13 protein-coding genes are annotated in these 13,785 nt (G+C 72.6%); 12 read left to right on the forward strand and 1 reads right to left on the reverse strand.

Features of this window, described 5'->3' with window-relative positions:
- Positions 1–163 precede the first annotated feature (163 nt).
- On the reverse strand, positions 164–1,495 hold the full coding sequence (locus ACOKGD_RS10325; RefSeq protein WP_342337231.1) for an acetyl-CoA C-acetyltransferase: 1,332 nt from the start codon (positions 1,493–1,495) through the stop codon (positions 164–166).
- A gap of 176 nt (positions 1,496–1,671) precedes the next feature.
- Between ACOKGD_RS10325 and ACOKGD_RS10330 the strand changes: the two genes are divergently transcribed.
- The 12 genes from ACOKGD_RS10330 to ACOKGD_RS10385 all read left to right on the forward strand — a co-directional run bounded on the left by ACOKGD_RS10330 (position 1,672) and on the right by ACOKGD_RS10385 (position 13,778).
- Complete coding sequence (locus tag ACOKGD_RS10330) at positions 1,672–3,882, forward strand: NADP-dependent isocitrate dehydrogenase (RefSeq protein ID WP_342337232.1); 2,211 nt, start codon at positions 1,672–1,674, stop codon at positions 3,880–3,882.
- A 172-nt stretch (positions 3,883–4,054) separates the two neighbouring features.
- The gene (locus tag ACOKGD_RS10335; protein ID WP_342337233.1) at positions 4,055–5,089 is read left to right on the forward strand and encodes an iron-siderophore ABC transporter substrate-binding protein; all 1,035 of its coding nucleotides are present in this window, start codon (positions 4,055–4,057) and stop codon (positions 5,087–5,089) included.
- A gap of 11 nt (positions 5,090–5,100) precedes the next feature.
- Positions 5,101–6,156: a FecCD family ABC transporter permease gene (locus tag ACOKGD_RS10340; protein WP_342337234.1), complete on the forward strand. Its 1,056-nt coding sequence runs from the start codon at positions 5,101–5,103 to the stop codon at positions 6,154–6,156.
- Positions 6,156–7,220 (forward strand): FecCD family ABC transporter permease, encoded by a 1,065-nt coding sequence (locus ACOKGD_RS10345; RefSeq protein ID WP_342337235.1) that lies wholly within the window; start codon positions 6,156–6,158, stop codon positions 7,218–7,220. Before ACOKGD_RS10340 ends, ACOKGD_RS10345 begins: the two co-directional genes overlap by 1 nt.
- Complete coding sequence (locus ACOKGD_RS10350; RefSeq protein ID WP_342337236.1) at positions 7,217–8,044, forward strand: ABC transporter ATP-binding protein; 828 nt, start codon at positions 7,217–7,219, stop codon at positions 8,042–8,044. The genes ACOKGD_RS10345 and ACOKGD_RS10350 overlap by 4 nt, the downstream gene beginning before the upstream one ends.
- A gap of 50 nt (positions 8,045–8,094) precedes the next feature.
- The gene (locus ACOKGD_RS10355; RefSeq protein ID WP_342337237.1) at positions 8,095–9,036 is read left to right on the forward strand and encodes a quinone oxidoreductase family protein; all 942 of its coding nucleotides are present in this window, start codon (positions 8,095–8,097) and stop codon (positions 9,034–9,036) included.
- A gap of 63 nt (positions 9,037–9,099) precedes the next feature.
- Positions 9,100–9,861 (forward strand): hypothetical protein, encoded by a 762-nt coding sequence (locus tag ACOKGD_RS10360; RefSeq protein ID WP_342337238.1) that lies wholly within the window; start codon positions 9,100–9,102, stop codon positions 9,859–9,861.
- Between the two features lie 32 nt (positions 9,862–9,893).
- Positions 9,894–11,513, forward strand: coding sequence for an AAA family ATPase (locus ACOKGD_RS10365; protein WP_342337239.1), 1,620 nt, complete (start codon positions 9,894–9,896; stop codon positions 11,511–11,513).
- A 32-nt stretch (positions 11,514–11,545) separates the two neighbouring features.
- Positions 11,546–11,767: a DUF2997 domain-containing protein gene (locus tag ACOKGD_RS10370; RefSeq protein WP_342337240.1), complete on the forward strand. Its 222-nt coding sequence runs from the start codon at positions 11,546–11,548 to the stop codon at positions 11,765–11,767.
- Positions 11,764–12,492 carry a 4Fe-4S single cluster domain-containing protein gene (locus ACOKGD_RS10375; protein WP_342337241.1) on the forward strand — a complete coding sequence of 243 codons (729 nt, stop codon included), beginning with the start codon at positions 11,764–11,766 and terminating at the stop codon, positions 12,490–12,492. The genes ACOKGD_RS10370 and ACOKGD_RS10375 overlap by 4 nt, the downstream gene beginning before the upstream one ends.
- Positions 12,493–12,522: 30 nt before the next feature.
- Complete coding sequence (locus tag ACOKGD_RS10380) at positions 12,523–13,011, forward strand: hypothetical protein (protein WP_342337242.1); 489 nt, start codon at positions 12,523–12,525, stop codon at positions 13,009–13,011.
- Positions 13,008–13,778 carry a ComEA family DNA-binding protein gene (locus tag ACOKGD_RS10385; protein WP_342337243.1) on the forward strand — a complete coding sequence of 257 codons (771 nt, stop codon included), beginning with the start codon at positions 13,008–13,010 and terminating at the stop codon, positions 13,776–13,778. The genes ACOKGD_RS10380 and ACOKGD_RS10385 overlap by 4 nt, the downstream gene beginning before the upstream one ends.
- Positions 13,779–13,785 lie beyond the last annotated feature (7 nt).

Consider the following 13,785-nt stretch of genomic DNA (forward strand, 5'->3'; position numbering starts at 1 on the left):
GCACCCCGGATCCGGCTGGCAGGTGAGCCCGCGTTGCCTCCCGGGTAGCGCGGCGCGCCTTCGCGCGTCCGCCCCTTCCCTCGGAGAAATGCGTTCCGTAGGAGCGAACCCGCGGATCCGCCCTATGGACCGCATCTCTCCTACGGATCGCACCGCGGCCGCGTCAGGCCGATTCGAGGATCGCGGTGGCGCCGAGGCCGCCGGCGGCGCAGATCGAGATGAGGGCGCGGGCCGGGGCGCCCGTCTCGGCGGCGCGCTGCGCGACGAGCTTCGCGGCGGTGGCGAGGATCCGGCCGCCGGTCGCGGCGAAGGGATGTCCCGCGGCGAGCGAGGATCCGTTCACGTTCAGTCGGGCGCGGTCGATCGTGCCGAGGGCCCCCGGCAGGCCGAGCTCGGCGCGGCACCAGTCGTCGTCCTCCCACGCGGCGAGGGTGGTCAGCACGGTCGAGGCGAAGGCCTCGTGGATCTCGTAGAAATCGAAGTCGCCGAGGGCCAGCCCGTTGCGGGCGAGCAGACGCGGGACGGCGTGGGCGGGTGCCATCAGCAGCCCCTCGCGGCCCCCGACGAAGTCGACCGCCGCCGTCTCGGCGTCCACGACCCGCGCGAGCACCGGGAGGTTTCGCTCGGCGGCCCATGCGCGCGATCCGAGGAGCACGGCGGAGGCCCCGTCCGTCAGCGGGGTGGAGTTGCCGGCGGTCATGGTCGCTGCGGCGGCGAGGTTCCGCCCGAACACCGGAGACAGGCGCGCGAGCTTGTCCATGGAGGTGTCCGCGCGCAGGTTGTCGTCCCGCGTGAGCCCGCGGAACGGCGTGACGAGCTCGTCGAAGAAGCCGGCATCCCACGCCGCGGCGAGACCCCGGTGGCTGCGCAGCGCGATCTCGTCCTGCGCCTCGCGGGTGATCCCCCACTTCGCCGTGGTGATCGCCTGGTGCTCGCCCATCGACAGGCCCGTGCGGGGCTCGTCCGTCGAGGGGCTGAGCGGCTTGAGGTGGCCCGGGCGCAGGGCCGCGAGCGCGGCGAGCCGCTCCCGCAGGGTCTTGGCGTGCGAGACCTTCAGCAGCACACGACGCAGCCCCTCGCTCACCGCGATCGGGGCGTCCGAGATCGAGTCGGTGCCGCCGGCGACTCCCGACTCGATCTGACCGAGACGGATCTTGTTCGACACGGCGATGGCGGCCTCGAGCCCGGTCGCGCAGGCCTGCTGGAGGTCGTACGCCGGGGTCTGGGGCGAGAGGGACGAGCCGAGCACGCTCTCGCGGATCAGGTCGAAATCGCGCGAATGCTTCAGCACGGCACCGCCCACGACCTCGCCGAGGCGCTCGCCCCGGAGGCCGAACCGGGTCACGAGCCCCTCGAGCGCGGCGGTGAACATCTCCTGGTTCGACGCGTCGGCGTATCGCCGGCCCGCCCGGGCGAAGGGGATGCGGTTGCCGCCGATCACGTAGGCGTCGCGCGGGCTGGGGGCAGTGCTCTGCGTCGTCGAGGTGTCCGTCATGTCCCGAGCGTCTCACGGGTACGCCGCCGGCGCGCGGCCGTTGTAGATCCCGGCCATATGCGGCCGGGGGCCGGCCCCGATGGAGGGCGCGCGCGCCCGCTCAGGTATCTTGAAGTCGAGAGAATCTGCGCCCTCGCGGGCGCCGATCGGCTGACGACCACAGGAGCTTCTTCCGCATGTCGAAGATCATCTACACGCACACCGACGAGGCGCCGCTGCTGGCGACGTACTCGTTCCTGCCGATCGTCGCGAGCTACGCGGCGAAGGCGGGCATCGAGATCGAGACCCGCGACATCTCGCTCGCCGGCCGCATCCTCGCGCAGTTCCCGGAGCGCCTCACCGAGGAGCAGCGCATCGGCGACGCGCTCAGCGAGCTCGGCGAGCTGGCCCACGACCCGGGTGCGAACATCATCAAGCTCCCCAACATCTCGGCGTCCGTGCCGCAGCTCGAGGCGGCCATCGCCGAGCTGCAGGCGCTGGGCTACGACGTCCCCGACCTCCCCGGCAACCCGGAGACGGACGAGGAGAAGGACATCGCCGCCCGCTACGACAAGGTCAAGGGCTCGGCCGTGAACCCCGTCCTGCGTCAGGGCAACTCGGATCGCCGCGCCCCCGCGTCGGTCAAGGCTTACGCCCAGAAGCACCCGCACTCGATGGGCGCCTGGTCGGCCGATTCGAAGACGAACGTCGCCACGATGGGCGCGAACGACTTCTACTCGAACGAGAAGTCGGTCGTCATCCCCGCCGACGACACGCTGCGGATCGAGCACGTCGCCGCCGACGGATCCGTCACCGTCCTCAAGAGCGACCTGAAGGTGCTCGCGGGCGAGGTCGTCGACGCCACCTTCATGAGCGCCAAGGCGCTGGACGCGTTCCTGGCCGAGCAGGTCGAGCGCGCCAAGGCCGAGGGCGTCCTGTTCTCGGTGCACCTGAAGGCCACGATGATGAAGGTCTCCGACCCGATCCTGTTCGGCCACGTCGTGAAGGCCTTCTTCCGCCCGGTCTTCGAGAAGTACGGCGCCGACCTGGCCGCCGCCGAGCTGTCGGCGAACGACGGCCTCGGCGCGATCTACGCCGGCCTGGACGCGCTGCCGAACGGCGCCGAGATCAAGGCCGCCTTCGACGCGGCCATCGCCGAGGGCCCCGCCCTGGCGATGGTGAACTCGGACAAGGGCATCACCAACCTGCACGTGCCGTCCGACGTGATCGTCGATGCGTCGATGCCGGCGATGATCCGCATCGGCGGCCACATGTGGGGCCCCGACGGCAAGGAGGCCGACACCCTCGCCGTCATCCCCGACTCGTCGTACGCCGGCGTCTACCAGGCGACGATCGACGACTGCAAGGCCAACGGCGCGCTCGACCCCGCCACCATGGGCACGGTGCCGAACGTCGGCCTGATGGCGCAGGCGGCCGAGGAGTACGGCTCGCACAACAAGACCTTCGAGCTGGCCTCGGCCGGCACCGTGCGCATCGTCGACGGCGCGGGCGAGACGCTGATCTCGCACGAGGTCGAGGCGGGCGACATCTGGCGCGCCTGCCAGACCAAGGACGCCCCGATCCGCGACTGGGTGAAGCTCGCCGTGACCCGCGCGCGCCTCTCGAACACCCCCGCGGTGTTCTGGCTCGACGCGAACCGCGCGCACGACGCGAACCTCATCGCCAAGCTCGAGCAGTACCTGCCCGAGTACGACACCGACGGTCTCGAGATCCACGTCATGGCCCCGGCCGAGGCGACCCTGTTCTCGCTGGCCCGGATCCGTCAGGGCCTCGACACCATCTCGGTGACGGGCAACGTGCTGCGTGACTACAACACCGACCTGTTCCCGATCCTCGAGGTGGGCACGTCGGCGAAGATGCTCTCGATCGTGCCGCTGATGGCCGGCGGCGGGCTGTTCGAGACGGGCGCCGGCGGCTCGGCCCCGAAGCACGTGCAGCAGCTGGTCGAGGAGGACTACCTGCGCTGGGACTCGCTCGGCGAGTTCTTCGCGCTGGCCGCCTCGTTCGAGCACCTCGCGCAGACGACGGACAACACCCAGGCGCAGATCCTGGCCGACACCCTCGACCGCGCCACGGGCACGTTCCTCGACGAGGACCGCTCGCCGGGCCGCAAGCTCGGCTCGATCGACAACCGCGGCTCGCACTTCTACCTGGCCTCGTACTGGGCCAAGGAGCTGGCCTCGCAGACCGAGGACGCCGAGCTCGCGGCCGCCTTCGCCCCGCTCGCCGAGAAGCTGGCGGCCGAGGAGAAGACGATCGTGGCCGAGCTCGTCGCCGTGCAGGGCAAGCCGGTCGACATCGGCGGCTACTACCGCCCCGACGCCGAGAAGACGGCCGCCGTCATGCGTCCGTCCGCGACCTTCAACGCGGCGATCGACGCGCTGTAAGCAGCCCTATACAACGGCCCCGGCCCTCTTCGCGAGGACCGGGGCCGTTTGTCTTTCGATGTCGACGTAATGTGACGGCCCGTCTTCGAGACGAAGATAGGTAATGCTAAGTTAGGCATGCCTCACCTCGATGGGAGGCGCACCCCACACAGCTTTCCGAAAGGGACGTCCCTTGCGCATCACCCGCATCCTCGGCGCGACCATCGCGACCGCCGCCCTCACCGCCTCGCTCGCGGCCTGCTCCGCCCCCGATTCGGCCCCGGCCGGCGACGACACCTCCGCCTCGGCCGGCGACGGGTTCCCCGTCGAGGTGAAGCACGCGCTGGGCACCACGACCATCGAGAAGCAGCCCGAGCGCGTCGCCTCGATCGGCTGGGGCAACCAGGACGTGGCCCTCGCGCTAGGCATCGCCCCGGTGGGCGCCGACGACCAGACCTGGTCGATGGACGGATCCGACGGTCTCGGCCTCTACGAGTGGACGACCGACGCGTACACCGAGCTGGGCGCCGACGAGCCCGTGGTCTTCTCGACGACCGACGGCATCGACTTCGAGGCCATCGCCGACACCACCCCCGACGTGATCATCGCCGCCTACTCCGGCCCCACCGAGGAGGAGTACGCCACCCTCAGCGAGATCGCCCCCACGGTCGCCTACCCGGGCGTCGCCTGGTACACCCCCTGGCGCGACAGCATCCTCGTCAACTCGCAGGCCCTGGGCCTCGCCGACGAGGGCGAGGCGCTGGTCGCCGACCTCGAGAAGCAGATCGCCGACGCCACGGCCGACAAGGACTTCGCCGGCAAGAGCGCCGCGTTCCTGTTCCTGAACGCCGCCGACCTGTCGACCGCGTCGGTGTACTCCACCGGCGACTCGCGCGCCGCGTTCCTCGCCGACCTCGGCTTCGACGTGCCCGCCGCCGCGAAGGAGGCCGACGAGGCCGGCACCTTCTACCTCGACATCTCGGCCGAGAACGTCGACAAGCTCTCCGATGTCGACGTGATCGTCTCGTACGGCGGCCCCGAGCTGCTGCCCGCCCTCCAGGCCGACCCGCTGTGGAGCACGCTTCCCGCCGTCCAGAACGGCGCGGTCGTGGCCGTCGGCGCCGGCGACGACCTGAGCGGCGCGGTCTCGCCGACCGCTCTCTCCATCCCGTGGATGCTCGACACCTACGTGGGTCTGCTGAGCGACGCGGTCGCCACCGCCGACTGAACTCCCCTCGAGTGACACTCCTCACCGACGCGCGGCGGCGTGCAGACGGCCCTCGGCCGGCTGCGCGCCGCCGCCCGGCGTTCCTCATCGGCGTCCTGATCGTCGTCGTGGTCTCGATCGCGCTGTCCCTCGCGCTCGGATCCCGGCCCGTCTCCCTCGCGGAGGTGCTCGAGGGCATCACCGCGTGGATCGGCGGTCGCACGCCCGACGAGATCGGCGCGATCGCCGTGCAGGAGCGCATCCCGCGCACCGTCCTCGCCCTGCTGGCCGGCGCCGCCCTCGGGCTCTCCGGCGCCCTCATGCAGGCCGTGACGCGCAACCCGATCGCCGATCCCGGCATCCTCGGGGTCAACACCGGCGCGGCGCTCTTCGTGGTGTGCGGCATCGCGTTCCTCGGGATCACGTCGGCCGTGGAGTTCCTCGTGCTCGCGCTGATCGGCGGGAGCCTCGTGGCCGCGTTCGTCTACGTCGTCGGCTCGATCGGGCCCGGCGGCTCGACCCCCATCAAGCTCGCCCTCGCGGGCGCCGCCACCACAGCCGCCCTCTCGTCGCTGGTGAGCGCCGTCCTGCTCCCGCGCATCGCGGCGATGGACGTCTTCCGCTTCTGGCAGGTCGGCGGCGTCGGGGGCGCGGAGTGGGGGACCATGGCGATCGTCGCGCCGCTGCTCGCGGTGGCCGCCGTCGCCGCGTTCCTCAGCGCTCCCATGCTCAACGCGCTCGCGCTCGGCGACGAGGTCGCCGTGGGGCTCGGCGTGAACGTCACCGCCGGCCGCCTGATCGCCTCGGCCGCGGGCGTGGTGCTGTGCGCGGCCGTGACCGCCCTCGCCGGCCCGATCGCCTTCGTGGGCCTGATGGTGCCGCACGTCGCGCGCCTGCTGTTCGGCCCGGATCAGCGCTGGCTGCTGCCCGTCTGCGCCCTCGGCGGCGCCGCGCTCCTGACGGTGTCGGACACGATCGGCCGGCTCATCGGCTACCCCGGCGAGGTCGAGGCGGGCATCGTGACCGCGTTCGTCGGCGCCCCGATCCTCGTCATCATCGCCCGCCGCACCCGGATGAAGGCCCTCTGATGGCGCTCCCCCTCGCGCCGGCACGCCCGGCCCCCTCCCCCGCGACGACGGCGATCCACCTCGGCCGCCGCCGGCGGGCCCGCCGCCGCACGATGGCCCTCGTCACGCTCGGCGTGATCCTGGTCGCCCTCATGGCCGCGATGCTGCTGCTCGGCAAGACGATCTACCCCGTCTCGGACGTGGTCCGCGTGATCCTGGGCGAGACGGTGCCCGGCGCCTCGTTCACGGTCGGATCGCTGCGCATCCCCCGCATGATCACCGGCGTCCTCGCCGGCGTGGCCTTCGGCGTCGCGGGTACCACGTTCCAGACGATGCTGCGCAATCCCCTCGCCAGCCCCGACGTCATCGGCATCACCTCCGGCGCCAGCGCGGCCGCCGTCGTCAGCCTCGTCGTCCTGCACGCGAGCATCACCGCCACGATGTTCGCGGCGCTCCTCGTGGGCATCGCGACCGCGGCCCTGATCTACCTGGCCGCGCGCGGCGGCGAATCGACCGGCGGCCGGCTGATCCTCATCGGCATCGGCATCGGCGCGATGCTCGAGGCGGTCGTGTCGTTCGTCATCCAGCGTGCGGCCGACTGGGACGTCGCCGTCGCCATGAGGTGGCTGACCGGAAGCCTCAACGGCTCGAAGTGGGAGGGCCTCGGCCCGCTCGCGCTGGCTGCGGTGATCCTGATCCCGCTCATCCTGCTGCTCTCGCGCGATCTGCGCGCGCTCGAGCTCGGCGACGCGTCGGCGACCGCGCTGGGCGTGCGGGTCGACCGCACGCGCCTGCTGCTGATCGTCGCCGCCGTGGCGCTCGCGTGCTTCGCGACCGCGACGACCGGGCCGATCGCGTTCGTCGCCTTCCTCGCCGGCCCCATCGCCTCGCGGCTCGTCGGCCCCGGCACCAGCCTCACCATCCCGGCCGCGCTGATGGGCGCCGTCCTGGTGCTCGCCGCCGACCTCATCGGTCAGTTCGCGTTCGATACCACCTTCCCGGTCGGCGTCATCACGGGCGTGCTCGGCGCGCCCTACCTGCTCTACCTGCTCATCCGCACGAACCGCATCGGAGGATCCTCGTGACCGTCCACTCCACCCTCCAGGCGACCGAGCTGGTCTCCGGATACGGGGCCTCCCCCATCGTCAAGGGCGTCGACCTGACGATCCCCCGCGGCCGCATCAGCGTCATCATCGGCGCGAACGCGTGCGGCAAGTCGACGCTGCTGAAGACGCTCGCGCGACTGATCTCGCCGCAGTCCGGCAGCGTGGTGCTCGACGGACAGAGCATCGGATCGATCCCGACCAAGCAGCTCGCGCGCACCCTGGGCCTGCTGCCGCAGTCGCCGATCGCGCCGGAGGGCATCGCCGTCGCCGACCTCGTCGGCCGCGGCCGCCACCCGCACCAGAAGCTGTTCCGCACCTGGTCGGCCGAGGACGACGCCGCCGTGGCGGAGGCCCTGGAGGTCACGGGGATCGCCGATCTCGCCGACCGCGCGGTCGACGAGCTCTCGGGCGGCCAGCGCCAGCGCGTGTGGATCGCGATGGCGCTCGCCCAGGAGACCGGTGTGCTGCTGCTCGACGAGCCGACCACGTTCCTCGACGTCGCGCACCAGATCGAGGTGCTGGATCTGCTCACCGACCTCAACCGGTCCAAGGGCACCACGATCGTGATGGTGCTGCACGACATGAACATGGCCGCCCGCTACGCCGACCACATCTTCGCGATGTGCGCGGGCGAGCTCATCGCCTCGGGTGCTCCGGCCGAGGTGATGACGAGCGAGCTGATCTCCGACGTCTTCGGGCTGGATGCCGCCGTGATCCCGGATCCGGTCTCCGGCGCGCCCATGGTGCTCCCCCGCGGTCGCCACCACGTGCTCGCCGCGCCCGCCGCCACCCCCGCCGCCTGATCCGGCGACCGATCCGTCCCGCGGCGCTCGCGCGCCGATAGCCTGGCGCTATGTCGAAGGCGATCCAGTACAGCGAGCTCGGCGGCCCCGAGGTGCTCACCCTGAACGAGATCCCGGACCCGGTCGCCGGGCCGGGCGAGGTGGCGATCCGCGTCGAGGCGGCCGGAGTCAATCCGATCGACTGGAAGCTGCGCGAGGGCATCCGCCCCTCGCCCCCGATCACGCGCCCCCGGGGCACCGGCACCGACGGCGGCGGCCACGTCACCGCGGTCGGAGAGGGTGTCGACGGATTCCGCGTGGGCGATCCGGTCGCCTTCACCGGCCGGCTGGGCGCCTACGCGACCGACCTGGTGGTGCCAGCCGACAAGGTCTTCGCGCGTCCCGCCGGCGTGTCGGCGGCGGTCGCCGCGGCGCTCGGCGTGCCCGTCGGCACGGCCTACCAGGCCGTGCGATCGCTCGGCATCCGGGGCGACGACACCGTGCTCATCCACGGCGCGTCCGGGTCGGTCGGCCAGGCCGCCATCCAGATCGCGCTGCTCGCCGGGGCGCGTGTGCTCGGCACCACGAGCGACGCGCGCGCCGATCGCGTGGCGGCACTCGGCGCCGAGCCGCTGCCCTACGGCGACGGGCTCGTCGAGCGCGTGCGCGCGGCCGCCCCCGAGGGGGTGACGGTGATCCTCGACTTCGCCGGGACCGATGACGCGATCGCCGCGTCGCTCGAGCTGCTCGAGGACCGCGACCGGATCGCGACGATCGTCCGCGGCGCGGACGCCGCGGGGTGGGGCATCCGCGCCTTCAGCGGCGGCGCCCCGAACCCGCTCACCCCTCAGCAGGAGGCGTGGCGGCTCGAGGCCATCCCCGTCTCGATGGCGCTGACCGCCGCGGGGCGCTTCACGGTCGAGCTCGGTGAGCGCTTCCCGCTCGAGCGCGCCGGCGACGCCCAGCGCGCGAGTCGCGACGGCGCCCCGGGCAAGCTGCTCGTCATCCCCTGACGTGAGGGCTCCGCACCCGGCGGGTGTCCCGAGCCTCTGTGCGCGCGGTCGTAGGATCGATCCGTGAGCAGTGGGGGGACAGGGCTCGACGCACCCGTGGTGCGTCGCATCCGCGTGCTCACGGCGATCGCCGCGATCGTGTCGGTGCTGGTGCTGGTCGGTGTGGTCTGGGGGGCGCTGGACGACCTCGACGTGGTCGAGGGGGCGCCGCTCGGCGTCGACGACCCCAACGACGCCCCGTGGGATCGCGCCGCGCCCCAGGAGCTGACCATCGCCGACGACGGCACCCTGCAGATCCCCGCCGGCGGCGGGGTGCTGCACGTCCCGCAGAGCTCCTCGGACCCGGTGCTGAAGATCACGACCACGGGCGAGCCCTCCGACTGGGTCGACGTCTCGCTGACGCCCGACGGCGTCGTTAGGGACGACGACGAGTACTTCTACCCCGACAGCGCCGGCGACATCTTCAGCGAGGGCGACACCGTCATGCTGTTCCCCGGCGCCCGCGACCTCGAGGTGTGGTTCGAGAGCGAGGCGGCCGAGACGCTGCGGGTCGCGCCCCTCGAGGTCGACGCGATGGGCGCGACCGCGAGCGGCGAGGGCGACGCCACGCTGCTCTACGAGGGCGAGCACATCAGCGCCCGCGCGGTGCACCGCGGCGACGGGGTGTTCTTCCTCGATACCTTCACCCCCGGCGGCCGCGACTCCCCCGTCATCGAGAGCGGGGATGTCGACGAGCGCTTCTCGTGGGACGGCTCCCCCGTGGTGTTCGTCATCGAGTCCAGCGGCCCCTGGACCCTGCAGATCGACGGCGAGACCGCGCCCTGACGCGGGCGGACGACAGAGACGAGACACGGCACATGGACTTCGCGACGACGCTGGATCAGGCCTTCAAGGCCCGTCTTCCCCTGCTCTACCTCGAGACCAGCGAGGAGGTGCGCGCGGTGCAGGCGCTGACCGCGGCCGCCGCCCGCCAGCGCACCCCGCGCCCGGTGTGGACGTGGAGCACCGCGACCGGCCTCATCCACCCCACCGAGGGCGTCGTCGACGGCACCACGAGCCCGGTGCGGGCGCTCGATCACGCCGCGCACCAGGCTGACGCGGGGGTGTTCGTCTTCCACGACCTGCACCTGCACTTCGGCGGCGAGGGCCGCCCGGGCGACGCCGCGATCATCCGGAAGACGCGCGAGACGGCGGTCGACTTCCGTCACGGCGAGGCGGCGCGCATGCTGCTCATCACCTCACCCGTGCGCGTGATCCCTCCCGAGCTCGACACGCTCACCACGCTCATCGACTTCCCGCTGCCGTCGGCCGACGAGCTGCGCGCCCTGCTCGACGACATGATCGAGACCAACCGCAAGGTGAAGGTCGAGGCATCCACCGACGACCGCGAGCGACTCGTCCACGCCGCGCTGGGCCTGACGATGCACGAGGCCGAGAACGCCTACGCCCGCGCGATGGTCGACGACGGCCGGCTGACGACGCTGGACGTCGAGGTCGTGCACGACGAGAAGCGGCAGGCCGTGCGGAAGTCGGGGCTGCTCGACTTCCTCGACCCCGGACTCGACCTCGACGACGTGGGCGGTCTCGGCAACCTCAAGCGCTGGCTCGGCCGCCGGCAGGGCTCCTGGCTCGCCAAGGCGCGCGACTTCGGCCTGCCCTCGCCGAAGGGGGTGCTCATCACCGGAGTGCCCGGCTGCGGCAAGTCGCTCACGGCCAAGGCGACCGCCGCGTCGTGGGGCCTGCCGCTGCTGCGCCTGGACGTCGGCCGGATCTTCTCGGGTCTTGTCGGCTCCAGCGAGCAGAACCTCCGCACGGCCATCGCCACCGCCGAGGCGGTCTCGCCCTGCATCCTCTGGGTCGACGAGATCGAGAAGGGCTTCTCGGGCGTCTCCGGATCGACCGACTCCGGCACGTCGGCACGCGTGTTCGGATACTTCCTGACGTGGCTGCAGGAGAAGACCAAGCCGGTCTTCGTGGTGGCCACGGCGAACAACATCGACCAGCTGCCGCCCGAGTTCCTCCGCAAGGGCCGCTTCGACGAGATCTTCTTCGTCGATCTCCCCTCGCTCAGCGAGCGCCGCATGATCTGGACCATCCAGCTCGCCTCGCGGGCGCGCGACGGCAACGGGCTCGACGCGGTCGCGGCCGATCCGTCGGCGATCGACCGGCTCGCGGCAGCGAGCGACAACTACTCGGGTGCCGAGATCGAGCAGGCCGTGATCGCGGCGCTCTACGAGGCGTTCGCCGCCGGCCGCCCCGCCGAGACCACCGACCTCGTCCACGCGATCGAGAACATGATCCCGCTCGCGGTGACCCAGTCAGAGGACGTGCAGGCGATCCGCGACTGGGCGACTGTGCGGGCCGTGCGCGCAACCGCCAGCGAGGATCTCTCCGGCGCCGAGCAGCGAGAGGCGCCGGCCGTCGCCGCCCCGGCCCCGATCGCCGCGGGCCGCGGCGGGCGCACGGTCGACTTCTAGGACCCCGGACAGCGGATCGGATCGGAGCGGACATGACGAAGCAGCTCATCGTGCGGGTGCACAAGGACGGCACGATCGACGCCGAGACGATCGGCATGCACGGCGCCGAGTGCCTCGACTACTTCGAGGCGCTGGAGGACCTGCTCGGCGCCTCCACCGCGGCCTCGGCGTACACCGCCGACTACGACAGGGCCACGGCCGACGACGAGTGGCACAACGTCGACCACGACCACACGCAGGGCCACGGCGGATGACCCTGCTCGCCGCCCCCACGCTGCGCGATGCGCCTCCCGCGCCCCGCGACGGCGCGCGCACCCGCTGGTCGAGGTTCGTCCCCGCCACCGAGGCCGAGGGCCCCGGGCGCCGGGCGGCCCTCTGGCTGCAGGGGTGCGACGTGCGCTGCCCGGGGTGCTTCAACCCGCACCTGTGGGCGCACCGCGGCGCCCTGCTCGAGGAGACGGGCGCCCTGGCGGAGCGCTTCGCCGCCGAGGCCGCGGCTGCGGGCTCCGAGGGCCTGACGCTGCTGGGCGGCGAGCCGTTCGATCAGGCGCACGCCGCGGCCGCCATCGCCGAGGCGTTCCGTGCAAGCGGCCTGACGGTGATGACGTTCACCGGGTACACGCACGCGCAGCTGACCGAGTGGGCGCGTGCCCGCGCCGACATCGCGCGCCTGCTCGCCGCCACCGATCTGCTGGCCGACGGCCCCTACCTGCGCGACCTTCCCGATCCGGATCGCCCCTGGATCGGATCCCGCAACCAGGGCCTGACGGCGCTCACCCCCGTCTACAGCGAGGCGATCGAGCGCATCGAGCGGGGCTCCGGGAGCGGCGACCGGCTCGAGATCCGCATCGGCCCCGATGGCCGCGTCGAGGTCAACGGCTGGGCGGACGACAACGCCCTGGACGCACTGCTGCACGACCTGGGCGCGCGCGTCGACTCCCCTTCCGCCCTCTCCCGAACGGAGCACGAGAATGCGTAGCGATGCCTCGAGCGAATGGAGCGCAGCCTCATGAGCGTCACGATCTCGCTGATCCCCCTCGCCCTCGCCGCGGCGGGGCTGCTGACGGCCGGCACGGCCGCTCACGCCGGCGATGCGATCGCCGCGCAGGCCGCCGCACGCGGCGAGCGCGCCGTCGCGATGCGCACCCGTCTGAAGGACCGGGGGCTGCTCGAGCAGGCGCTGTCGGACATCGGCGCGACCGACATCATCGTGGGCGACGAGGTCACGGCCGCCTTCGGCGACGTCCGCATCGCCATGGAGCAGGACGCCGACGGCATCTGGCAGGCGCACGTCACGGGCGACCACTCCGACGCGCAGCTCACCGAGCGCGGCACCACGCTGCTGGCCGAGCTGGACGCGGCGTACGCGCTCCGGGTGCAGCAGGCGGTGGCGCAGCGCATCCGCGAGCGGGCGGACGGCGCGGGCTTCGAGCTCGCCTCGGAGCAGCGCGACGGCGACACGGTCACGATGACCCTGACCGTCAAGGAGACGGCGTGACCCTTCCGCTTCAGGAGCGCCGGACGAGCTGGGTCTTCCTGCTCCTGGTAGGCCTGTGGATCGTGCCCGTCCTCGGCGGGCCCGGGTGGTCGTGGCTGGGCTTCTCGGCGGCGGCGCTGATGAGCGCGAACACCCGGCTGTGGTGGCCCGCGTTCGGCTACACCGCCATCGGGTTCATCACGCTGCCCCTCGAGGACGAGCTGTACCTCGACGACCTGGCGGTCATCATCCGGACGGCGGCGTGGGTCGCGTGCATCGTGCACGCCCTGATCGTCTTCCCCGGGGTGCTGCGCCGCGTCGCCGAGGGGACCGGCGGGGTGCAGACCCCGCAGGAGCGGCGCCGCGTCCGGGATCGCGCGCGCCGCGCGCAGCGGCGTGCCGAGGCCGCCCCGCGCGGTCGCGCCGCCGAGCCGGCCGAGCAGGCCGCCCGGCGGGAATCGGTCCCGGAGCAGGCGCGACCCCTCGCCGCCGCGGCGACGCGGACCCGCGAGGCGCTCGTCGACCAGGCGGCGCCCGCGCCGGCGGCCCCCACCGTCGACGTGAACAAGGCGTCGCGGCGCGACCTCGCCAAGCTCCCCGGGATGGATCGGAACAAGGCCCGCGAGGCCGCCGCCGAACGCGATCGCCGGGGCGGCTTCGCCTCCCTCGACGACTTCGCCCGCGTCGCGGGGCTCCAGCCGCACGAGGCGGTGCGCCTGCGGGCCCACGCCTTCTGCTCGCCCCGCCCCCGGCCGCCGCGCACCTTCGCCCGGCGCGTGGATCTCTGATCCGCCC

The organism is Microbacterium phosphatis (assembly GCF_049177115.1).
In the GTDB taxonomy this organism is placed as follows: Bacteria; Actinomycetota; Actinomycetes; order Actinomycetales; family Microbacteriaceae; genus Microbacterium; species Microbacterium phosphatis.

Bases quoted from the DNA above. Each gene is read 5' to 3' on its own strand.
- ACOKGD_RS10330 (WP_342337232.1), top strand. From the start codon at position 1,672: ATGTCGAAGATCATCTACACGCACACCGACGAGGCGCCGCTGCTGGCG.
- ACOKGD_RS10355 (WP_342337237.1), top strand. From the start codon at position 8,095: ATGTCGAAGGCGATCCAGTACAGCGAGCTCGGCGGCCCCGAGGTGCTC.
- ACOKGD_RS10380 (WP_342337242.1), top strand. From the start codon at position 12,523: ATGAGCGTCACGATCTCGCTGATCCCCCTCGCCCTCGCCGCGGCGGGG.
- ACOKGD_RS10345 (WP_342337235.1), top strand. From the start codon at position 6,156: ATGGCGCTCCCCCTCGCGCCGGCACGCCCGGCCCCCTCCCCCGCGACG.
- ACOKGD_RS10375 (WP_342337241.1), top strand. From the start codon at position 11,764: ATGACCCTGCTCGCCGCCCCCACGCTGCGCGATGCGCCTCCCGCGCCC.
- ACOKGD_RS10325 (WP_342337231.1), bottom strand. From the start codon at position 1,495: ATGACGGACACCTCGACGACGCAGAGCACTGCCCCCAGCCCGCGCGAC.
- ACOKGD_RS10365 (WP_342337239.1), top strand. From the start codon at position 9,894: ATGGACTTCGCGACGACGCTGGATCAGGCCTTCAAGGCCCGTCTTCCC.
- ACOKGD_RS10370 (WP_342337240.1), top strand. From the start codon at position 11,546: ATGACGAAGCAGCTCATCGTGCGGGTGCACAAGGACGGCACGATCGAC.